18 protein-coding genes, 1 tRNA gene and 1 rRNA gene are annotated in these 21693 nt (G+C 45.6%); 12 read left to right on the top strand and 8 right to left on the bottom strand.

The genetic code is table 11. The features are described 5' to 3' along the window. Together rrf and FHS57_RS29980 are read left to right on the top strand one after the other, a co-directional pair. A 5S ribosomal RNA gene (gene rrf / locus FHS57_RS29985) occupies positions 1-90 on the top strand; the annotation flags it as partial. A 42-nt stretch (positions 91-132) separates the two neighbouring features. Continuing rightward, positions 133-207, top strand: a tRNA-Pro gene (locus FHS57_RS29980). Between the two features lie 48 nt (positions 208-255). On the opposite strand, the gene FHS57_RS29975 is transcribed toward FHS57_RS29980, so the two are convergent. From FHS57_RS29975 to FHS57_RS29960, 4 genes are read right to left on the bottom strand one after another with little or no spacing between them, the layout of a single operon-like run. Further along, the gene (locus tag FHS57_RS29975; RefSeq protein WP_183980211.1) at positions 256-1626 is read right to left on the bottom strand and encodes a methyltransferase RsmF C-terminal domain-like protein; all 1371 of its coding nucleotides are present in this window, start codon (positions 1624-1626) and stop codon (positions 256-258) included. A gap of 1 nt (position 1627) precedes the next feature. Further along, entirely contained in the window at positions 1628-2017 is a 390-nt protein-coding gene (locus tag FHS57_RS29970; protein ID WP_183980209.1) for a hypothetical protein, read from the bottom strand. A gap of 48 nt (positions 2018-2065) precedes the next feature. After that, on the bottom strand, positions 2066-3187 hold the full coding sequence (locus FHS57_RS29965; RefSeq protein WP_183980207.1) for a glycosyltransferase family 4 protein: 1122 nt from the start codon (positions 3185-3187) through the stop codon (positions 2066-2068). Next, positions 3187-4035 carry an ion transporter gene (locus tag FHS57_RS29960; protein ID WP_310587027.1) on the bottom strand — a complete coding sequence of 283 codons (849 nt, stop codon included), beginning with the start codon at positions 4033-4035 and terminating at the stop codon, positions 3187-3189. Before FHS57_RS29960 ends, FHS57_RS29965 begins: the two co-directional genes overlap by 1 nt. Positions 4036-4213: 178 nt before the next feature. Here FHS57_RS29960 and FHS57_RS29955 point away from each other — a divergent pair, with 178 nt between their 5' ends. Next, on the top strand, positions 4214-4417 hold the full coding sequence (locus FHS57_RS29955; RefSeq protein ID WP_183980205.1) for a helix-turn-helix transcriptional regulator: 204 nt from the start codon (positions 4214-4216) through the stop codon (positions 4415-4417). A 115-nt stretch (positions 4418-4532) separates the two neighbouring features. Here FHS57_RS29955 and FHS57_RS29950 read toward each other — a convergent pair whose 3' ends face one another. From FHS57_RS29950 to FHS57_RS29940, 3 genes are all read right to left on the bottom strand, one after another. Then, positions 4533-4775 (bottom strand): hypothetical protein, encoded by a 243-nt coding sequence (locus tag FHS57_RS29950; protein ID WP_183980204.1) that lies wholly within the window; start codon positions 4773-4775, stop codon positions 4533-4535. A gap of 493 nt (positions 4776-5268) precedes the next feature. Continuing rightward, the gene (locus FHS57_RS29945; RefSeq protein WP_183980202.1) at positions 5269-6000 is read right to left on the bottom strand and encodes a hypothetical protein; all 732 of its coding nucleotides are present in this window, start codon (positions 5998-6000) and stop codon (positions 5269-5271) included. A gap of 203 nt (positions 6001-6203) precedes the next feature. Then, positions 6204-7838: an amidohydrolase gene (locus FHS57_RS29940; RefSeq protein ID WP_183980200.1), complete on the bottom strand. Its 1635-nt coding sequence runs from the start codon at positions 7836-7838 to the stop codon at positions 6204-6206. A 164-nt stretch (positions 7839-8002) separates the two neighbouring features. Between FHS57_RS29940 and FHS57_RS29935 the strand changes: the two genes are divergently transcribed. Beyond that, positions 8003-9322 carry a TolC family protein gene (locus tag FHS57_RS29935; RefSeq protein ID WP_183980198.1) on the top strand — a complete coding sequence of 440 codons (1320 nt, stop codon included), beginning with the start codon at positions 8003-8005 and terminating at the stop codon, positions 9320-9322. 79 nt (positions 9323-9401) lie between these two features. On the opposite strand, the gene FHS57_RS29930 is transcribed toward FHS57_RS29935, so the two are convergent. After that, entirely contained in the window at positions 9402-10547 is a 1146-nt protein-coding gene (locus FHS57_RS29930; RefSeq protein WP_183980196.1) for an acyltransferase family protein, read from the bottom strand. Positions 10548-10636: 89 nt separating this feature from the next. Between FHS57_RS29930 and FHS57_RS29925 the strand changes: the two genes are divergently transcribed. The 8 genes from FHS57_RS29925 (at position 10637) to FHS57_RS29890 (ending at position 21651) form a co-directional block, all read left to right on the top strand. Beyond that, entirely contained in the window at positions 10637-12337 is a 1701-nt protein-coding gene (locus FHS57_RS29925) for a hypothetical protein (RefSeq protein ID WP_183980194.1), read from the top strand. Between the two features lie 65 nt (positions 12338-12402). Further along, complete coding sequence (locus tag FHS57_RS29920) at positions 12403-12801, top strand: hypothetical protein (protein ID WP_183980193.1); 399 nt, start codon at positions 12403-12405, stop codon at positions 12799-12801. A gap of 114 nt (positions 12802-12915) precedes the next feature. Next, complete coding sequence (locus FHS57_RS29915) at positions 12916-14040, top strand: efflux RND transporter periplasmic adaptor subunit (protein WP_183980191.1); 1125 nt, start codon at positions 12916-12918, stop codon at positions 14038-14040. A gap of 24 nt (positions 14041-14064) precedes the next feature. Beyond that, entirely contained in the window at positions 14065-17235 is a 3171-nt protein-coding gene (locus FHS57_RS29910; RefSeq protein ID WP_183980189.1) for an efflux RND transporter permease subunit, read from the top strand. Next, on the top strand, positions 17226-18656 hold the full coding sequence (locus FHS57_RS29905; RefSeq protein ID WP_221225770.1) for an efflux transporter outer membrane subunit: 1431 nt from the start codon (positions 17226-17228) through the stop codon (positions 18654-18656). The genes FHS57_RS29910 and FHS57_RS29905 overlap by 10 nt, the downstream gene beginning before the upstream one ends. A 178-nt stretch (positions 18657-18834) precedes the next feature. After that, positions 18835-19662: a chromate resistance protein ChrB domain-containing protein gene (locus tag FHS57_RS29900; RefSeq protein ID WP_183980187.1), complete on the top strand. Its 828-nt coding sequence runs from the start codon at positions 18835-18837 to the stop codon at positions 19660-19662. 77 nt (positions 19663-19739) lie between these two features. After that, entirely contained in the window at positions 19740-20897 is a 1158-nt protein-coding gene (locus tag FHS57_RS29895; RefSeq protein WP_183980185.1) for a chromate transporter, read from the top strand. Positions 20898-20901: 4 nt separating this feature from the next. Further along, the gene (locus FHS57_RS29890; RefSeq protein WP_183980183.1) at positions 20902-21651 is read left to right on the top strand and encodes a DUF2490 domain-containing protein; all 750 of its coding nucleotides are present in this window, start codon (positions 20902-20904) and stop codon (positions 21649-21651) included. Positions 21652-21693: the final 42 nt, after the last annotated feature.

The following is a 21693-nucleotide window of genomic DNA, read 5'->3' as shown; positions in this document are numbered from 1 at the left end:
TTCACCTCTTCCCATTCCGAACAGAGAAGTTAAGCCCCACTCCGCCGATGATACTGCAATAAAATGTGGGAAAGTAGGTAGCCGCCACAATATTATAAAACTGCCTCCGAGTCACTCGGGGGCAGTCTTTTTCGGGATGTAGCGTAGTCCGGTCATCGCGCCTGGTTTGGGACCAGGAGGTCGCAAGTTCGAATCTTGCCATCCCGACAAAAAGCCTTCCAATGCTGGGAGGCTTTTTGCTTTTTAGAATGTTTATCATTCAGGAATCTCCATCCGAATCCGCCAATCTTTGGGTAAGTAATTATTGACCCGATTACCCAACCCCTTCACCCAGCCTAATCCCTGATTTTGGTAAGTCACAAGTACCCAACCACGCGGAGCATCCACCGACAAATTTTCCTTCTTTAGAAACACGAGTGCTTCGTTTTCGGTTAGCTCAAGTCGAGAAATATCCGATGAGAGGGCCGTGCTTAACGCGAGGGCGTGCGATGGAATAAAATCATTTCCCTTAAACTCTCCCATTTCAAGTCCCAATCCTTTGGCCGAAAGGGTATTGTCCAAAATCCGAATGTCATTTAATTGACTGTCTAAAAACGCAATTACTTCTCCGTTGGGTTTTACAAACAAATGAAACGTATCGGGTTGTTCGAGCCATTTGCGGGCTTCAGGAAGTTGTTTTGCTGTCAAACGTTTACATGATCGGAAGCCTTCTTCTTTCCCTCTTCTGGGCAAAGTATCGTAGCGCTGAGCCGAACGAAAGGCTTGAGGTTTTTCAAACACCGAAAAAAAGAAACCTTCGCCTTTGACTCGGTGCGGATAACATTGGTATCCAATGGTTTTTTCTACCACTCCCCACTCTGCGGGTACGTTAATTTTGAGTTCTTCCATGCCCTGCTCAAGCAGCCACTGGCCTGTTCCTTGGTTTTCACTGTCGTTGTAAGTACAGGTACAATACAACAAGATGCCACCAGGAGTAAGCAAAGGCAAGGCCGCGTCCACGATTCGTTTCTGGCGACCCGCACATACGTGTACACTTCCTTCCGACCACTCGTTGATGGCCGCAGGGTCTTTGCGAAAAAGACCTTCGCCAGAACAAGGAGCGTCTATTAAAATAACGTCAAAAAACGACTCTAATTTCCCTAAATCTTCGGGGTCATGGTTGCTCACGTGGACGTTGGGTGAACCCCATTTTTGTACATTTTCTTTCAAAATCATCACCCTGCTTTTAATCACTTCGTTGGCCAGTACCAAACTGTCTGGATGAAGTAAAGAGGTCAATAGGGTGGTTTTTCCGCCAGGGGCAGCGCACAAATCGAGCACGCGAAGCGGTTTGGCCACGTTAGCCACTTGGGGCAGTGCGTGTCCAATCAACATCGACGAGGCTTCTTGTACGTAATAGGCCCCCGCATGGAAAAGTGGGTCGAGTGTAAAAACAGGACGCTGGTCCAAATACCGACCTTCCAAACACCAAGGAATTGGTGTGATTTGGGACGCAGGAGCGGTGGTTTTTCTAGGATTGTAGCGAATACTGACGGGTGGAGGCGTTTGTAAAGCGGCCTCAAAATCAGCGTAATCGGTTCCAAGTTGAGCCTGCAACAGGCTTATAAAGGGTGCGGGAAGTAACATGCTATTGGGAAATCTCTTTCAGTTTGGTCCAGTGGTAGCCTTTATCTTGCTGGCCTTCGTCTTGCCAACCTTTGTAAATGGCGATTCCTTTGGGAGTTTTAAGGAGGTAAAAATAGTCGCCAGCGCCAGCCCACCAAGCACCGCAGGCGGCAATGGCATTTTTGGGAATTCCTTTTTCGGCAAATTCCTTTTTATCAACCAGTTCGGCATTGCCCGTAATTTTGGCGATTTGGGTCATTTTGTTGGCAAACTGCACGTACACGATGGCCGCAGGATTGTCGTTTTCGTCGGCATCGGTTTTGAAGATGATAAACCGAGTCGGGGTTTGGCTAACTCCTTCGACCAGTCCAGTAAGCAGCAACAGTGTCCAGGCCACAAATAGCGTTCGCATGGGGCGTCGTTTAGGTTAATTGTTTGACAAAGGTAGAAGTTTTGCCGTTTACTGTTGGTTTACTTCCTGATAAAGCGCGGAAAGTTGACTGGAAATGGTGGAGGCCGAAAATTGGTGTAAGTGTGCCTGACCGTCGGCTACAAGTTGAGCGCGCAGTGCCTCGTCGTTCCAAAGGCGTTGAAGGTGGGCCGCCAGCTCATTTACGTCGTCGGGGGCAGCGTACAGAGCACCTTTGCCACCCGCTTCCTCCAGACACGACCCCGTGGCTGCCACCACGGGCACACCGCTGTGAAGCGCTTCGACGATGGGAATACCAAAACCTTCAAACACCGAAGGGTAGGCAAACACCCGAGCCAGCCGATACAAGATAGGTAAATCAGCAAACGGCACGTTATTAAAAATCCGTACTTGGGTCGAGGGTTGGTGCTGCGCTAGGTAGCGTTCGATTTCGGCTTGGTACGCCGTTTTTCCCCCAACCAAAATCAATTCCGCCCCCTCCAATGAAGCTTCGGCAAATGCCTTGACCAACTGACCTTGGTTTTTGCGGGTTTCAATCGTGCCGACGCACAAGACAAAGGGGCGAGTTAGGTTGTATTTTTGTTGAACTGCGTTGTAAGACGAGGCCGAAATGGAGTTATTAGCGTGAAAAACCTCGTGGCAGTCTTGGTAAATGACCCTAATTTTATCGGGCGAAGTGCCGTAAAAATCCACGATGTCGCGTTTGGTTTGTTCACTCACGGCCACGATGCAGTCGGCTTCGGCGCAGGCTTTTTTAAACTTACGTTGGTAAAAAAAACGGTCGATGGCGGGGTATAAATGCGGGTAACGTAGAAAAATCAGGTCGTGAATTGTAACGACTGATTTGATGTTGCCCAATCCCTGAGGAAGCTCATTGCTAAGCCCGTGAAAAAGTTGAATCTTATCTCGTTGTACATCAGACGCCACGCCATAACTTCGCCACCAAGCGCCGTATAGGGCGTTGGACGACGCAGGCGTGCGGGTAAGCGACGCGGGAAATTCGTCGAACAGTCCCGATTTTATTTTGGGCGTATAGGCCGTGTAGGTGTGCGTAGGGGCAAAAGTGCGCAGTGCATTGAGCACAAAACGGCTGTAATTGCCCAAGCCCGTTCGGTTATTGAACGCCCGTTTGGCATCAAATCCAATCCGCATCAGTGTTTTTTGGGGTCAGGTTTGTGAATATGAGGTACTTCCTGCAAGTCGATAAGCTCATTGCAGTGGGGGCAGCGGGCATATTTGCGGCCTTTGTCGCGGCGAATTTGTTCCATAAAACCCGAAGCAACAATACCCGTTGGCAGGGCAAAAAGCGCAATACCAAGCATTAAGACAACACCCCCAAAAACTTTTCCTGCAGCCGTAACGGGGTACATGTCGCCGTAACCCGTGGTGGTCATCGTAATAACGCCCCACCAAAGGGTAGCAGGAATGCTTTTGAAGCGTTCGGGTTGGGCGTTGTGTTCCAAGTAATACATCACACTCGACGAAATGACGAGGGTAAAAACAATGAACGACAAACAAATCAGCAGTTCTTCTTTGGTTTCATAGAAGACGTTTCGAATCATTTTGAGGGCACGAGAATAACGCGATACCCGAAACAATCGGAAGAGTCGAAAGACGCGCAAAATACGAATAATGCCAAAGTCGGAGGTAAGGAGGGTGAAATAAAAGGGGAAAATCCCTAGAAAATCGACAATGGCCCAAAACGAAAAAATAAACTGCAAACGCCCCCGCCAATCGCTTCGGTAACGAGGGTTTTCGACGCACGACCAAATCCGCAGGAAGTATTCGATGGTGAAAATACCGACGGAAAAAATCTCGAAATATTGAAAAAGTTGTTCGTAGAGGCGATTGTGACGGATTTCGGGGACGGTGTGTAGGACAATGGCCAAGGAATTGAGCACAATGACCGATACCAAACTGATGTTGATGTACAAGTTCAGCCCTCGTCGCCCACTGGCCGAAAACTCAAGGGTATTGTAAACTCGTTTGCGGAAAGTCACGATTAGTGCAGTTTTTCCACAAAAATAACAAGAAGTTGCATCTTGTGCTGATTATTTGCGTGCTTTTAGCCGTTTTTGTGAAGATGTAATATATTGCCGATTTTAGTCAAAAATCTATTATTAAACCTTGCATTTACTATAAATAAGCAGTATATTGCCTATTTTAACAACAAAAAATATGGATTTGCACCAACTAGGAGTTGTCATCAAGCAACGGCGACAACGGCTGCGCATTCGGCAAAATGATTTAGCGGACTTAGCGGGGGTGGGGCTTCGGACCGTCATTGCCATTGAAACAGGTGTTGCCAATCCATCTTTTGAAACACTGAGCAAAATTGGGGATGTGTTGGGTTTAGAACTTACGTTAACCATCAAATCATGATGGCGTGAGGTTTTGCCTCGTGCCGCTTATTCGCAGGCTTCCAGTCTGTTATGTGAAGATGGCTAGAAGCCTGTGAAGGTAAGCACGAACAGGGTGCTCGCACTATCGTGGGTGGTTACTTAATTTTTGTATGAAATCTACCTTCTGTTAATCGCAATGTATCGGGTAATACATGATTACCGCCGATACTCTTAATAACAAATGTCAACTGAAATTTCCCCCTAATTTCCTTTGTGTAATTATCATAGTTATCTATCTGAACAAAATTATCCTGTGTAGGCAAAATCGTGTAGATATCCCCCAGTACATCCCCATCGTCAGTAGATGTATAAAACATGGCATAGATAGGATCTGTCATTTTACATTTCGATGGATTAGGGATTACTTGATGTTTTCCAGAAAGTAAAGGTATTTTCCTTAAAATAAGATTTTCACGGTGGAATCCTTGTTTATTAAACCAATCGAAACTGATTGAATGACTCTCTTCTGGACATTGATTTTCAGCGTTGCCTCCTTGAAAAGTATCGCCTCGAATCTCTTGAAATCCTCCAGAATAACTTTCCCCCCCATACTTTCCCGTTTATTTTGGCCGAAAACGAACCCCATGAGTACTTGCTTGGTCCAATGTCCTGAAATACAGAGCAAGAAGTAGCAATAAGGAGAAAGAGTGAAATGATAGACTTTGTACGTATCATTGGCTAGTTAATTAAGTGTGATTCGTTTTATTTCTATCCCATTTTTTATTCCATTTTATACGATTGATTACTCCTTGATGGCGCGAGGTTTTGCCTCGTGCCGCTTATTCGCAGGCTTCCAGCCAGTTATGTGAAGATGGCTAGAAGCCTGTGAATTTAAAAGTGATAACTAATCATAAAAATTGAAATACCATTTAAGTGTGTTGCTAATCCTGCGCTTTTTTCAACAAAAAGGTTGATTGGCTTTAAATTTGTATCCACTTGGCCAGATTCTCGTTTCCGCCATCCATAAATAGCTGATAAACAACTTTCAGCAGAAATAGAGATTCTATGGTTCAAGAAATATTTACCCCCTATAAAAGCTCCAATACCAAGTGTAGCAAATCTATCGCGATTCTTTGAAAGAACGGAGGGTGTATTAACTCCTACAGCTACACCAACATTTGTTGAGGTTAACTCATACCCAAACTTTACATCACCGCCATAATAGAATGAAAACTTACCATATTGATTGCGCTTTTCTAAGCCAATATCAAAGGCGGTGTTGATAAGGTTAACTCCGTTCCCCTTACCACTCGGAAGTGACGAATTATGGAGAGTACTATATAACTCAGAGGCTCCACGAAAGCGGAGTGCACTGTTAGTTGTACCTAATGTTTTTTTTACCATTAAACTGTATAAGGAGGTTGATTTGATTAATGGTAAAATATCCAATCCAATCTCCCAATTGTGGGGTTTAACGTCTTTATCTACCGACTCCTGCGCCTTGAGTTCACTCCCAACCCCAAGGAGTAGAAATGAAAGAAAGAAAATAGTGTTTTTCAAAATGGTAGGAGTTGTCACTGCAAACGACTTGCAGTGGCGTGATTTTTTTGGGAGCGTTTTCATGGTTTGAAATGGTAGTTTTTGATAAAAAATAAGAAGAAAAAATCGTGTGGCTGCATAGATAGATGGAGGGTTGAGATAACGCTGAAAATGATACTCCAAATATCTTAGTTTGTAGTTTTAATTGCAATATTTTAACAAAAAATAAAATAAAAAAGGGGCACGAGATTTTACCTCGTACCCCTTTTTTGTAGGCTTTCAGCCTGTTATTTTCGTTCAAAAACCTTTTCGCCTGCTACGTAGGTTTTGTTTACTTTTAGCTCACGGAGTTCGTTGGCGGGGGCGGTCATCAGGTCTTTTTCTAGGATAACAAAATCGGCCGCTTTGCCCAATTCGATGCTACCGAGGCGATTTTCTTCAAAATTACCGTAGGCCGACCAAATCGTCATTCCGCGCAGCGTTTGTTCACGCGTCAGGGCATTTTCTACTTGGTAGCCTCCCGCAGGAAAGCCCTTGGCATCTTGCCGATACACGGCCGAGTGAAAAGTATAAAAAGGCGAAACGGCTTCCACGGGAAAATCGGTTCCCAACGCAATTTTTTGGTTTTGCTCCATCAAGGTTTTGAAAATGTACCCATTTTTTTCGCGGTCTTTGCCCAAACGTTGCCCCGCCCAGTACATGTCGGAGGTAGCGTGCGTAGGTTGGGCGGAGGGTAAAATCGAATAATCGCCAAATTTTGCCACATCGGCCGCGTCCACGATTTGCGAGTGTTCAATCCGCCAACGCCGATTGTTTTTGCCTTTCAAATACTTCGCGTAGAGGTTTAGCATCAAGCGGTTAGACGAATCCCCGATGCAGTGCGTATTGGCCTGAAACTCACTATTGGCCAATTGAGAAATCCATTTTTCAAGTTCTGTAGGGCTAAAAAGCAGAAAACCCGTTGTTTCGGGGGCGTCGCTGTAAGGTTTGAGCAAACAAGCCCCGCGCGAGCCCAACGCGCCATCGGCGTAAATCTTAAAGGAACGAACGTTCAATCGGTCAGAGACGTAAATTCCCTTTTTGAGCATCTTTTCGATGTTCTCTTGACTGACACTCACCATCGGATACAATCGAATTTTGAGCGTTCCAGCTTTTTGAAGGCTATCAATGTGGTCGATAACATCAGGTGACAACCCCGCGTCGCCGACGTTGGTGAGGCCGTACTGGAAACACATCGCTTGTGCCTTTAGAAGTTTCGATGTAATATCTTCTTTGGTGGGCGTAGGGTTGAGGGCGCGAACAAGTTGCTGGGCGCGGTCGATGAGCACACCCGTCGGTTGTCCATTTTTCAGAACCACCAAGCCACCTTCTGTCTTTGTTTCGGCGGTGATTTTGGCCAATTGTAAAGCTTTGGAATTGACCCAACCCGCGTGCCCGTCGATGCGGGTCAAATAGACTGGGTTATTGGGGAATGCTTTGTCTAAGATGTCTTTGGTCGGAAACTCCTTTACGGGCCAATCGTTTTGGTCCCATCCACGGCCAATAATCCACACGGCGTCAGGGTGTTCGGCTTGGTATTTTTTGAGGCGTTCGATAATTTCTTCGGGCGACTGCGTGTCCACCAAATCGGCTTGGTCGAGCATTTGGCCGAGGCCGTAGAAGTGGGCGTGGGCGTCGTATAGGCCAGGATAAACGGGTTTGCCTTGGGCATCGACGAGGGAGTCGGACTGAAATTGAGCAAAGACGGTGGCCGAATCGCCCACGGCTACAAATTTGCCATCTTTAACGGCAAAAGCGGAGGCTTTGGAGAAGGTCGAATCGACGGTATAGACCGCTGCATTATAAACAATTAGGTCGGCTTTTTTCTGGCCTGAACATGCCGCTAAAAAGGCGGCACAGAGCGCGTAAAAGTAGTTTTTCATCGTGTCAGGGTTAAACTGTGCCTAAAGCTACGCTTTAAAAAGCTATTTTTGAAGCAGTGCGAAAGTTTTATCGCAATCCATTAAACGAACTTTCTGCCATTTCTGTTATCGAAAGAATGGCAGTTTGCCCTACATAAAAGCCCACTAATTTCGTTTTTGCTGGTATGAAATACTTTTTTCTTGCGTTCCCCATCGTTTTTTGTTTATCGTTGGATTCGTCTTCTCAAGAGCTACTAACGCTCGAAAACGCCGTTTCTACCGCACTCGAAAAAAGCTATTCCATTAAAGTGGTTCAAAGTCGGGAGGCCATTGCACATAATGACAACACCCGAGGAAATGCGGGGATGTTGCCCGTGGTATCGGGAACGGCTCTTCAAAACTTTACCCATAACAGCATCAACCAATCGTTTTTTAACAATATCCGTGAGCCGTTGGTGCAGAGCGGAATTGATAACCGCAACAACAACGCGGGGGTAACTATGGTGTGGACGCTCTACGACGGAATGGGGATGTTTGCCGCCGCCGACCGTTTGAAAGAGTTTGAAAAGTTGGGTAAAACCAACGTTCAAATTGCGATTCAGAACACCGTTTCGCAGGTGGCCAATGCGTATTATGAAATCATTCGCCAAAAACAACGCCTCAAAGCACTCCAAAATGCGTTGGATATTTCGGCAACGCGCCAAGAACTTGCCAAAGCAAATTATGAAGTAGGAACAACGTCAAAATCGGAATACTTAGCCGCGCAGGTGGACTACAACCAAGACCAAGCGGCGGTGTTGGCGCAACAGCAGGTGATTCAAAACGCCAATGTGAACCTTAACGCTTTGCTGTTCCGCGATTTTGAAACCAAGTTTGCGGTTATGGATACCATCGTCTTTCGTAATGATTTGTCCTTGGCTGATTTGAAGCAAAAACTGACCGAAAACCCCAATTTGTTGGCAGCGGCTCAAAGCCGTACGTTGGCAAAAATCAACGAAAAAGAGGTCAAATCAACCAAATACCCGCAGGTGGATTTGGTGACGGGGTATAATTATACTTCGTTCAATAACGAAGCGGGTTTTGGAGCCCAGAAAGGGCAGTCGCGGGTGTTAAATTACGGAGTGCGCCTCAACGTGCCGATTTACGACGGCTATAACCAACGCCGCCGCGAGCAAAACGCCAAGGTCAACACCATCATTACCGAATACCAAGAAGCAGATTTGAAAAACCAGTTGTTGTCGGCCCTTGAGCGTACGTACAACAGCTACCAAAACAGCCTTCAACTGTTTGGTTTTGAGGAGAAAAACCTAAAAATAGCGCGCCAAAACGTAGATTTAGCCTTTGAACGCTACAAGTTTGGAAACTCGACGGCCATCGAATTCCGCGAAGCGCAACGCAATGCCGTTGCCACGGAGTCACGCATGATTGAAGCGGCTTTCAACGTCAAACTCGCCGAAATCGAACTCCTCCGCCTCAGTAGCTCTATTGTGAGCGAAGTGAAGTAGAGTTATCTGTTAATTGTTAACCCGTTATCTGTTGAACGAGTAACTGATAACCGATAACGAGTAACCAATAACCGACTTATCAATGCTTGCTGAAACGATTCTTAAACGTTAGGAACGGTGTTTCAAAGTAGCGGTACGACAAGGCCGAAACGCCAATGGTAAGCAAGGCCGAAAGCGGGTAAAGAAGTAAATTGAAGGTAAGTGTAGAAAGAGAATCCCCAAACATCCACTGAATGAGGTGAATACTGGCGACGATAAAAGCCGTTTGGTAAATATAAATCCCGTACGAAATCTTGCCCAAATACGAAATCCAGTTGTATTCTAAGTTGACGATGGAGGCGGGATTACTCGATACGTTGAGGATAAAATAACCAAAAAACAGCCCGTAAAACTCCAAATTAAGGCTGCTCACGTGAACCCCCGTGACGAGGCAAATCACTAATACGATGTACACAATCCACTGAACTTCTTTGCGGAAAAGTGCATTGAGCACCTTGTCTTTTTGGTAATACACCAAGGCGGCACACAGTCCACCCGTCATCAAGGTAATGATTCGAAATTGACTGAAGAAGAAACGTGTAATTTCAGGCACGTTGTTTGCATATTGCGTATGACCAACCCAGTTGTAATAAATATAAAAAACGGCAAAGGTGCCGAAACAGAAGATAAAGACAGTGATGATGAGGCGTTTCCAGCTAAAGTCTTTGACAATCCAAGGCCAGAGGTAGTAAAATTGCTCCTCGACGCCGATGGACCAGGTTTGGGCCGCTAGGTAGGGCGCGTTGTAAAGAATAAAACCGATGTTGGGCAAAACGAGCAAGAAAAGCGACAATCGCCGAAAAACGTTATGCGCCATGAACGACACCTCGTTGTTGGGAGCTACAAAAAACGAAATCTGAGGAAAAACAAAAAACGAAAGCAGCACAATCAGAAAATAAAGTGGCCAAATCCGTAAAATCCGTCTTATGTAGAAGTTACGGGTGTTAATAAACCCAAATCGGCCTTTTTCGTGCAGCAACAAATAGGTGATAAGAAAGCCACTAAGTACGAAAAATAAATCGACACCTAATTTCCCCATGCTCTTGATGAGGTGATTGTCGTAAAAATTCGGAACTTTGAAAACCTCTTTGACTTGTTCAATGTGATGAATCAAAACCGAAAAGGCGGCAATAAAACGAACCCCGTTGAGGTTAGGAAAATAGACTGAAGTAGAAACTTTGCTCAAGAGGATAATCTTTTTTGGTTTTTGAGAGTCACCATACCGCTCTCAGAGCGGCAAAATTAGCTTAATTTGCCCAAGTGATAACTAACGCTATGCAATTTAGAATTTATACGTTGATTGTTTGTTGGTGTTTTTTCCTGCAAAATGCGGTAGCCCAATCACAATACATCCCGCTCAATGACGATTACTACCATCTGATAGATCGGTACGAAATTCGCCGTGGACGACTAAATGAGGATTTTCACATTGGGGTAAAACCTTTTCAACGTTCGGCGGTGACAAGCTTCTTGGACAGCATCAAGGCCGACCGCACTATGCCACTCAACGATACCGATTTTTTTAACTTAGATTATTTACGCCAAGACAGCTGGGAGTGGTCGTCGGACCAAACACCCATGAGCAAAAAAACGTTGTGGAAGCGGTTTTATCGAAAGCCTTCTGATTTTTACTACGTTCAGAACAAAAACTTCGACCTACACCTCAGCCCCGTCACGCAGCTAATTTTGGGGGGAGAAAATAATTCCAAAGATTATTTATGGCTAACGGCTCGCGGGGTTGAATTGCGGGGAAACATTGGCAAAAAGCTGGGCTTTTATACCTACGTGAGCGATACGCAAGCGATGTTCCCGCAGTATGTTCGCAATTTTACACTAAGTGCACGAGAAATTTATGTGGGTTATCCTGTGTATCTTTTACCTGGCGAAGGAAATGTAAAGAGTTTCAGTACCAGGGGAATGGATTTTATATCTGCGCGTGGGTACATCACATTTAATCCAATTAAGCAGATTAATATACAATTTGGGCATGATAGAAACTTTATCGGGAATGGGTATCGTTCGATGATTCTCTCAGATTGGAGCTCACCTTACTTATTTTTGAGAATGACAACTCAGTTGGGGAAATTTCAATACACCAACCTATGGTGCGGTATGCTTTACTACACCGATAACCGAGGAAAAGAGGTCCCCATCAATAAAAAATATGCGGCGATTCATCATCTGAGCATTAATCTTGGCCGAAACTTTAACATCGGGATTTTTGAAGCAGAAATGTTTGGACGCGATAACAAAGTTTTTGACCCTCATTATCTGAATCCAATTATTTTTTACCGCTACCTAGAAAACTATCTTGGAAGCGCTGACAACGCCTTGTTAGGGCTTGACATAAAATGGAATTTCTTAAAGCGTTTTAGTTTTTATAGTCAATTTATGTTGGATGAGTTTAAAACCTCCGATTACTTTGGCAAAAAAGGCTCTATGAATAAAAAATATGCTTTTCAGGCAGGTGTAAAGCACGTTGATTTTCTAGGAATACCCAATTTAGATTTACAAGTTGAACTGAACCTAGCACGCCCTTATACATATTCACATTTTACGGGTTATACCAATTATGTTCACAACGATTTGTCATTAGCACACCCACTGGGGGCAAATTTTTGGGAAGTACTTGGTATTGCTCGTTATCAACCGACTCGCCGACTCACTTTTTACGGAACTTTTTCAAGATCTAACAAAGGAATAGATATCGATGAACGCAATTGGGGAGGAAATATTTATCGTGATTATTTAAAGGATGCTCCTCGTGAAACAGGTACTTATATAGGCCAAGGTACTCCCGTTGATCTTACTTTTTCGGACATACGGGCATCGTACATGCTCAAACATAATTTTTTTATTGATGGAAGACTCATGTTTCGTAACCAAGTAAGTCCAGCAGCTTCGGTAAACCTCAAAACCAACTTAGCCACCGTCGGTTTTCGGTTTAATCTTCCTTACCGTCAGCAGGTGTTTTAGGCTAGAAAACGAACTTTTTTTGTAAAAACACGCTTGCTTTAACTGTCTGCTACCAAAAACAACTGATGTCTGTTCTCCGTAAACATATTCTTTCTCGAATCGTTTGGGTGTTTATGGCATTGCACATCCTCAACTGTAGTATTGACTCCCCTGACGCTCAACCCGATTACATTCCCGAAAACCTCAGCTACAACGACATCGAAAGTGTGGCGGAGTTGGTGATTGAACAAATCATGGGATTTGACAACGTCATTCCCGAACAAGACGAACACGATACCGAAGACGGCGGGAGTATCTCCATCGCCAAAATTCTTTTTTACTGCCAGCCGTTCAGTGTCTTCTCGCTGACCACGACCGAAGATGTGCTGCCTTCGGCGGAGCGTCCAATCCACTACCGAGATACCTATGCTTCGCAATTTCACCCCGAAATTGTTCCACCCCCACCCAAAAACAGGCTTGGGTAAGTCCCTTACCAACTAACCAGTCACTCGACTGAGTTACGCCATTTTCTTAATTTTTAACAACACAAAAGCATAGCTCCAAAAGCTACGCTCGGTTGTGCTTTTTATCCAACTATTATGAAACCATTCGTAGTGTTGGCGGGTATTTCTACCTGCCTAATAATGCTTTGGTCGTGCACCAAAGAGACAAAAACCGCACAAGCTACCCAAGAAATATTGCCTGTTACTCAACCCATTCTCATTGACACGACATACACCCAAGAATACGTAGCCTCCATTGCTTCGCTCCAAAATGTGGAAGTAAGAAGCAAAATCGGCGGTTACATCGAAGCTGTATTGGTGGACGAAGGTAAACCTGTACGGGCGGGTCAAACGCTATTTCGACTAGGAAGCCAAGCCTACCGCCAAGAACTTAACAAAGCGCAAGCTATTCTCCGAAGCTCTCAAGCGGAGGCAAAAACGCGGGCACTCGAAATCAAAAACACTCGCCTCCTCGTAGAACAAAATGTGGTATCGAAATCCGAATTGGACATTGTGGAGTCGAAGCTCGAAACCCTCAAAGCCAAAATCGAAGAAACGGAATCGGATGTGGCCAACGCCCAGCTCCAACTCTCGCTTACCGAAATCAAAGCTCCCTTTAGCGGCGTCATTGGGCGTATTCCTAACAAAACGGGGAGTTTGGTGGACGAAGGTACGCTGCTAACTACCCTGTCTAATAACCAAGATGTATTTGCCTATTTCAACGTCACCGAAAAAGAATACTTGGATTTTACGGAGCAAAACGAGGTAGGCCACCGTCGGCCAGTCAAGCTATTGTTGGCCAACGGTCAGCCCTATTCCCAAACAGGCGTCATCGAAACCGTTGATAGCCAGTTTGATAAAAGCACGGGAACGATAGCCTTTCGTGCCAAATTTCCGAACCCTAAACAGGTGCTAAAAAACGGAGCGAGTGGAAAAGTACAACTTACCAGCACACTTAAAAATGCGCTGATTGTGCCCCAAAAATCGGTGTTTGAAGTGCAAGATAGAAACTGTGTCTATGTGCTAGAGGCAGGAAACAAAGTCAGTATCCGCAACGTACAAATCCTACAGCGATTGCCGCAACTTTATGTGATAGCTTCGGGGCTGGGTACGTCCGATACGATTTTGTACGAGGGCATTCAGCGAGTGGTCGATGGCGATTCTGTCTCGCCGAAGTTGATGCCGATGCGTCAGGTAATGGCAGGTATGGGACAGAAATAGCGCACAATTCAAACCAAAAAATCCATGTTTAATCAATTCATACATCGACCCGTACTGTCGGTAGTCATCGCCATGATTATCACACTGTTGGGTTTATTGATGCTCACCCGATTGCCCATGACGCAGTTCCCGAGCATTGCCCCGCCCGAAGTAAACGTAACCGTCGAATACACGGGTGCCAATGCCGAAACCGTCACAAAAGCCGCCCTTGTCCCGATTGAACGGGCTATCAATGGCGTACCAGGAATGAAATACATGTCGTCGGATGCGGGCAATGATGGGGTAGGCGTAGTACAAGTTATTTTTGAAGTAGGCACCGATCCCGACGTGGCGGCAGTCAACGTCCAAAACCGCGTAGCCGCCGTCATGGGAGAACTTCCCGCAGAGGTGATTCGGAACGGGGTGAAAATAGCCAAAGAGGAAAATGCCATGTTGATGTACCTCAACATCTACAGCCGAGATAGCACCATGGAGGAAAAATTCCTCTACAATTTTGCGGACATCAACGTCTTGGCCGAACTCAAGCGGGTAAAGGGCGTAGGGTACGCCGATATTTTGGGCGCGCGCGAGTACGCCATGCGGATTTGGCTCAAACCCGACAAAATGCTCAATTATGCCATTTCTACGGAAGACGTACTAGAGGCATTGGAAGAACAAAACGTGGAAGCTGCTCCAGGAAAAGTAGGGGAGAGCAATGACAAAACCCCGCAGGCGTTGCAGTATGTCATCAAATACGGTGGAAAGTACAATACACCCGAAAAGTACGAGAACATTCCCATCAAGTCTAATGCCGATGGGCAGATTTTGCGCATCAAAGACGTCGCCGATGTGGAGTTTGGAACGACGTATTTTGACGTAGAAGCCAAAATCAACGGTCGTCCCACGGCGGCCATTATGCTCAAACAACTCCCAGGCTCGAATGCCAGTGAGGTGATTGCCCAAGTAAAAGAACGAATGGCGACCATCAAAGAGCGGGTTTTCTTGAAAGGAATGGAGTACGAACTTAGCTACGACGTGTCTCGATTTTTGGATGCGTCCGTTCACGAAGTGGTCAAAACCCTGATTGAAGCCTTTATTTTGGTGGCTTTGGTGGTATTTTTGTTTTTGCAAGACGTTCGCTCTACGCTCATTCCTACCGTCACGGTGCCTGTGTCGTTGGTAGGGACGTTTTTCTTCATGCAGCTGTTTGGGTTTTCGCTCAACCTCATCACGTTGTTTGCGCTGGTGTTGGCCATCGGAATTGTGATTGACGATGCCATCGTGGTCGTTGAGGCGGTTCATGCAAAGCTAGAAACGGGGAACTATTCTCCCCGAAAAGCCACCGAAAAAGCCATGAAAGAAATCAGTGGGGCTATTATTGCCATTACGTTGGTTATGTCGGCGGTGTTTGTACCTACTTCGTTTATGACGGGTCCCGTGGGAATTTTCTACAAACAATTTTCTCTAACGATGGCCATCGCGATTGTGCTCTCAGGAGTAAGTGCCTTGACGCTGACACCTGCGTTGTGTGGCTTGTTTTTGAAACATACCCACGCTGAACATCGTAGTCAGGGGTTCTTAGCTCGCTTTTTTGCGGGGTTCAACCGTTGGTACGAAGGGCTGTCGAGTCAATACCAACGCTTGCTTTCGGTCATCGTCAACCGCCGAGTGGTTACGTTGGGAATGCTGCTGGCATTTTGCGCTGGGACGGGTATTTTGGGGAAATTAATTCCGTCAGGTTTTATTCCCAACGAAGACCAAGGTACTTTTTACGTGAGTATTACCACGCCGTCGGGTTCCACCCTCGAACGTACCAAGGCCGTAGTCGATGAAGTGCAGCGAGCGTGTCAAAGCCTCGAATCGGTCGAGTCGATTTCTACGTTGGCAGGTACCAATATCCTTTCGGACGGGACAGGAGCTACCTACGGTACGTGCTTAATTAACCTCAAAGACTGGGAAAATCGCAAAGAAACGGTGGACGAAGTAATCGAGCAAGTCACCGAGCGCACCCAACACATCAAAGATGCCCGCCTTGAGTATTTTCCGCCGCCTGCCGTTCCTGGTTATGGCAATGCGAGTGGGTTTGAATTGCGTTTGTTAGACAAAACGGGGAGTGGCGACTTCAAAGCGATGGAAGCCGTCGTCACGCAGTTTATCAAAGACCTCAAAGCTCGCCCCGAAATCGCTTCGGCATTTACCATTTTTGACGCGAGTTTTCCCCAATACCTGTTGCACATTGACGAAGACAAAGCCGCGCAAAAAGAAGTGACCATCAACAAAGCGATGGGCGCACTGCAGACCCTACTGGGAAGTGAGTATGCCACCAACTTTATCAAGTACGGCCAAATGTACAAAGTAATGGTACAGGCATTGCCGCAGTACCGAGCCAAGCCCGAAGACATCCTCAACCTGTACGTGAAGAATAACAAAGGAGAAATGGTGCCTTTGTCGGCCTTTGTGCGCATCGAACGGGTCTATGGGGTTGATCAGGTAACCCGTTACAACATGTACCCTTCGGCAGAGCTAAACGGCGAACCTGCCGAGGGCTACAGTAGTGGCAGCGCCATTGAAGCCGTGCAGGCAACGGCACGCGAAAAACTCCCAACGGGTTATGACATTGACTGGGCGGGGATTAGCCGCGACGAAGTGGAAACGGGCAACCAAGCCGTTTACATCTTCGCCATTTGTTTGCTGTTCGTGTATTTGTTGTTGGCGGCTCAGTACGAAAGCTTCTTATTGCCGCTACCCGTCGTGTTTTCGCTCCCAACGGGGATTTTTGGAACGTTCTTATTTCTCCACTTTTTGGGGTTAGAGAACAACATTTATGCCCAAATCGCGATGGTAATGCTCATTGGGTTGTTGGGAAAAAATGCCATTCTGATTGTGGAATTTGCAACGCTTCGTCACCGCGAAGGCGCAACCGTGGTTGAGGCCGCGATTGAGAGTGCAAAAGTACGTCTTCGACCCATTTTGATGACATCCTTTGCGTTTATTGCGGGATTATTACCGCTGATGTTTGCGACGGGAGCAGGAGCCATTGGCAACCGCACCATCGGTACGGCAGCCGCAGGAGGAATGCTGTTTGGGACTGTTTTTGGCGTGATTGTCATTCCAGGTCTGTACGTCATTTTTGGAACATTGGCCGAAAAATTGAAAAAAACTACCAAAAAAGAAGAAAAACCACTCACCGAAGAGCGCCTAAAAAAATGGATATAATACCAAGAAATCTGCTAGTCATCCTGCTGTTGGGTGGAGTTATGGCGGGATGTAAAGTGCCGCCCATTGCTACCCAACGCGAATTTGAACCGCTTCCTGCGACGTTTGAAAGTAGAACAGATACCGCAAACAGCGCCCAGATTCAATGGCGAGACTATTTTCAAGACAGTACCTTGACCGCGTTGATTGAAACAGCGTTGGTCAATAACTTTGATGCCCTGACGGCCATTCAACGGATTGAGATGGCGCGTTCCAACGTGAGAGCCACGGAAGGACTGCTAAAACCAACGGTTTGGGGAGGAGGATCAACCGCTCTGCGTCGATTTGGCCTTTATACCATGGACGGAGCAGGAAATGCCACGACCGACATTGTGGAGGGGAAAGTCGTTCCGACCCACCTCCCTGATTTTTTTGTAGGCTTGACGGCTTCGTGGGAAGTGGATATTTGGAAAAAACTTCGTACGCAACGAGAAGCTGCTTTAGCGCGTTATTTGGCTAGTGTCGAAGCAAAAAATTGGATTACGACCAATTTGGTGGCGGGCGTTGCCAATGCTTATTATGATTTGTTGGCACTTGACAACGAGCGAGAAATCGTTCGGCAAACCATTGGTTTACAGAAAGAAGCTCTCAAAATTGTAAAAGTACAAAAACAAGCAGGAGCAGCCAACGAACTGGCCGTAGAACAGTTTGAAGCCCAACTTCTGAATAGTCAACACACGGAAGTAGCTATTGTACAAGCAATTACTGAGACCGAAAATGCCATTCATGGGCTTCTTGGGCGCTTTCCGCAGCCAATTGTTCGGGATAAAAACCAACTCTCGCGAGCGATTGCCGCGCAGATTCAAACGGGAATGCCGTCAGACTTACTCAAAAACCGTCCCGACATTCGAGCGGCTGAGTTGGAACTTATCGCAACCAAAGCCGACTTGGTGGCAGCAAGGTCGGCCTTCTTTCCGTCGTTTAGCTTAACAGGAATGGTGGGATTGCAGGCATTTAATCCGAAATTTTTGGTGAGTACGCCTCAGTCGTTGGCTTATTCCGTAGTTGGAAATTTGGCAGGCCCGATTATCAATCGTTCGGCCATTGTCGCGCAGTTCAATGGAGCGCAAGCCGTGCAAATTGAAGCGTTGTATAACTACCAAAAGACAATTTTGGATGGGTACATCGAAGTCAACAACCAACTGGCCAACCTACGCAATTTGGCTCAGATGTTTGACCTCAAAAATCGGGAAGCGATGTTGCTAACTCGTTCAATAGAAACGTCTAACAAACTGTATCGAACGGGGAGGGCGTCTTATTTAGAAGTGCTTTTTGCCCAACAAAATGCGTTGCAGGCGAAGTTGGTGCTGATCAATACCCAAAAACAGCAGCAACAAACGACGGTTAACCTGTATCGTGCTTTGGGTGGGGGCTGGAAATAGCGTTCATTACCTGTCGGTTATGATTCAATCTGACCGACAGGTTTACCTTCGTTAGGGAGGTGTTTGGGCAGAAATTTAGAAATTCTGTGGGGATAAAAAAAGAAGACCATTAGTAGTTGTTTGAAGGTATTTTTGTGCCAGAGATTTTACATCGTTGATTTCCTTCAATAGTAAACAAATGAAATGGATAACCCGTGAACGCCCCAAAATTGACCGTATTGCCTGTCCGTGGCTTATACGAAAATGTATTGACCCTGAGGCAGAGTTCATTTTTGTGCCGTTTGATCAAGTGCTTTTAGAAGCCGAACTATTAAATGCTACCCCTTTTGATGTTCCGAATGTAGAACTAACGCATTACGGTGATAAGTGTACGTTTGATGCACTCCTCGAAAAATACGGCATTGAAGACGATGCGCTGCAAATCATGGCGGGCATTGTCAGAGGTGCTGATACCGACCGACATGATTTTGCGCCCGAAGCAGCAGGGTTGTGGGCAATTTCGGCTGGACTTGCCTATAACATAAAAGATGACCACGCTTTACTAGAACAAGGAATGGTTATCTATGACGCACTGTATAGTTGGGCGACTCACCTGTATAGAAGTAAGCATTTACAAACGCCGTTTGAAGATTTATTGGTAAGTGCGATGCAAAAAGCACTGGAGAGAAATCCTACGAGACGAAAACCAGCGTGGGCGATTGCTCTGAAAGAGATGATTCAGGACCAGATTGATACCCAGTTGTCACTAAAAGATATTTCCAAAGAATTAGATATTAACCCTGCGTACCTGTCTAGGGAGTTTTCGAAGTACTTTGAAAATGTTAGCTACGGCGATTATATCCGAAAGCTTCGTATCGAAAAAGCCCTTGATTTGTTAGAAAACTCTGACCATACCCTGACGGAGATTGCGTACTTAACGGGGTTTTCTGACCAAAGCCATTTTACCCGTATTTTCAAAAAAATAATTGGCGTCAATCCTTCTTTGTATCGAAAAACAAAAAAGTAAAAAATATACAAAAGGTTAGTTCTGTTCTATTTTCCAGCCCCAAATGGTAGAAACTTTGTCCGAAAAATCAATGGACAATGGCTAATCAATATTCGTTAAAAGAGCTCACCCTTTATTTTCTGAAATTGGGCTATTCGGGGTTTGGGGGGCCAGTGGCGTTAGTGGGCTATATGCACAAAGATTTGGTAGAAAAACGCCAGTGGATTTCGGAAGAAGAATACAAGAATGGGTTGGCATTAGCTCAACTTGCGCCTGGGCCGTTGGCGGCGCAATTGGGCATTTATTTGGGGTTTGTCCACTATGGCGTACTGGGAGCTACCTTGGTAGGTGGCGCGTTTATTTTACCTTCGTTTTTAATGGTCGTCTTGCTCGGAATGGCCTATCAACAATTTGGTGGACTGCCTTGGATGCAAGCGGTTTTCTATGGGGTAGGGGCCGCAGTTATCGGCATTATTGCGGTCAGTTCGTATAAACTTACTCAAAAATCCATCGGAAAGTTTTCGCTTACGTCATTGAAAAACAATTGGTTGCTCTGGTTGTTTTTTGTTGTGGCTTGTATTATTACGGTTATTACTAAAAAGGAAAACGCAGGATTGTTTGTAGTGGCTGGCTTGGTGTATATGTTGGTCAAGGCACCTCCTAAGTCTTTTTTCAAAACCTCCAATAGCCTATTACTGCTGCAAATGGGTTTTTGGGAGTATGATGCTGCTTTGTTGTGGAAAATTGCGCTTTTTTTTGGGGAAGCTGGGGCATTTGTATTTGGCAGTGGGTTAGCAATTGTCCCTTTTCTACATGCGGGAGTAGTCCAACAGTACGGTTGGCTTACAGAGCAGCAGTTTGTTGATGCAGTAGCGGTAGCGATGATTACCCCTGGGCCTGTCGTCATTACGGTCGGTTTCATTGGTTATTTGGTCAGTGGCTTTTGGGGAGCAACAGTCGCCGCATTGGCTACTTTCTTACCGTGTTATTTATTCACAGTATTACCTGCTCCTTATTTTCAAAAGATTGCCAAAAACGCGTCTATTAAAGCTTTTGTGGATGGTATCACCGCGGCGGTAGTGGGGGCATTAGTAGGGGCTGTGGGGGTGATTGGGCTCCGTAGTATTGTGGATATTCCAACAGCATTGTTAGCACTTGTGGCCGCATTGACCCTTATTTACAGCAAAAAAATTCAGGAACCGCACATCATTCTTGTGGCCGCTGCCATCGGCTTTGTGGTTAAAATTTACTTCTAATCCGATGAAACAACTTCTACTCATGTGCTTGATTAGCACGTCATTATTTGCTCAGAATGCCCGTCAAGCCACGGACGAAAGCCAGGTATGGATGGGTTTCTTCAACCAAACACGTTTTTCTAACAAATGGGGCGTTTGGGGCGATTTCCACTTTAGAACGACGGAACATTTTGTCAAAGAACCCTCCAAAGGCATCATTCGCTTGGGTTTGATGTATTATTTTAACGATGATTTAAAATTTACCAATGGCTACGCCTTTATCAATCACTTTCCCGAAGAAGGCCACGCCCACGTCTCTCAGCCCGAACATCGAATCTGGCATCAATTACAATGGCATACCCGCTACGGAAAAATTCGTACGATGCAGTGGGTTCGTTTGGAAGAGCGTTTCCGTCGAAAAATCAAAAATGACAACGAATTGGCCGAAGGATACCGTTTTGATGAACGAATCCGATACAATTTTATGCTCACAATTCCTTTGAGTAAAAAAGGAATCGTCGCTAAAACGTTATCAGCACAACTTAACAATGAAGCGATGATTAATCTTTCCAAAAACAATGTTTACAACGTTTTTGACCAAAATCGACTTTTCCTCGGGCTGGCTTACAACTTTAATTCTCATACTAATCTACAGGTAGGGTACATGAACGTCTATCAGCAGTTGGCAGCTGGGAACAGGTTTAAAAACATCAACGCGATACGTTTATTTTTCTTTCAAAACCTTGATTTTAGAAAACAGGGCGTAAAACATTGAGTTAATTGGCGACAAATACCTATTGATTTTCCTTACCTTTGT

Source organism: Runella defluvii (genome assembly GCF_014195535.1).
GTDB lineage: Bacteria > Bacteroidota > Bacteroidia > Cytophagales > Spirosomataceae > Runella > Runella defluvii.
The sequence above is the reverse complement of the archived record's forward strand: the minus strand, read 5'-3'. Positions and strand labels throughout refer to the sequence as shown.

Excerpts from the sequence above, each read along its gene's own strand:
- FHS57_RS29975 (WP_183980211.1), bottom strand. The coding sequence starts at position 1,626 with ATGTTACTTCCCGCACCCTTTATAAGCCTGTTGCAGGCTCAACTTGGA.
- FHS57_RS29970 (WP_183980209.1), bottom strand. The coding sequence starts at position 2,017 with ATGCGAACGCTATTTGTGGCCTGGACACTGTTGCTGCTTACTGGACTG.
- FHS57_RS29965 (WP_183980207.1), bottom strand. The coding sequence starts at position 3,187 with ATGCGGATTGGATTTGATGCCAAACGGGCGTTCAATAACCGAACGGGC.
- FHS57_RS29955 (WP_183980205.1), top strand. The coding sequence starts at position 4,214 with ATGGATTTGCACCAACTAGGAGTTGTCATCAAGCAACGGCGACAACGG.
- FHS57_RS29950 (WP_183980204.1), bottom strand. The coding sequence starts at position 4,775 with ATGACAGATCCTATCTATGCCATGTTTTATACATCTACTGACGATGGG.
- FHS57_RS29945 (WP_183980202.1), bottom strand. The coding sequence starts at position 6,000 with ATGAAAACGCTCCCAAAAAAATCACGCCACTGCAAGTCGTTTGCAGTG.
- FHS57_RS29940 (WP_183980200.1), bottom strand. The coding sequence starts at position 7,838 with ATGAAAAACTACTTTTACGCGCTCTGTGCCGCCTTTTTAGCGGCATGT.
- FHS57_RS29935 (WP_183980198.1), top strand. The coding sequence starts at position 8,003 with ATGAAATACTTTTTTCTTGCGTTCCCCATCGTTTTTTGTTTATCGTTG.
- FHS57_RS29925 (WP_183980194.1), top strand. The coding sequence starts at position 10,637 with ATGCAATTTAGAATTTATACGTTGATTGTTTGTTGGTGTTTTTTCCTG.
- FHS57_RS29920 (WP_183980193.1), top strand. The coding sequence starts at position 12,403 with ATGTCTGTTCTCCGTAAACATATTCTTTCTCGAATCGTTTGGGTGTTT.
- FHS57_RS29915 (WP_183980191.1), top strand. The coding sequence starts at position 12,916 with ATGAAACCATTCGTAGTGTTGGCGGGTATTTCTACCTGCCTAATAATG.
- FHS57_RS29910 (WP_183980189.1), top strand. The coding sequence starts at position 14,065 with ATGTTTAATCAATTCATACATCGACCCGTACTGTCGGTAGTCATCGCC.
- FHS57_RS29905 (WP_221225770.1), top strand. The coding sequence starts at position 17,226 with ATGGATATAATACCAAGAAATCTGCTAGTCATCCTGCTGTTGGGTGGA.
- FHS57_RS29900 (WP_183980187.1), top strand. The coding sequence starts at position 18,835 with ATGAAATGGATAACCCGTGAACGCCCCAAAATTGACCGTATTGCCTGT.
- FHS57_RS29895 (WP_183980185.1), top strand. The coding sequence starts at position 19,740 with ATGGCTAATCAATATTCGTTAAAAGAGCTCACCCTTTATTTTCTGAAA.
- FHS57_RS29890 (WP_183980183.1), top strand. The coding sequence starts at position 20,902 with ATGAAACAACTTCTACTCATGTGCTTGATTAGCACGTCATTATTTGCT.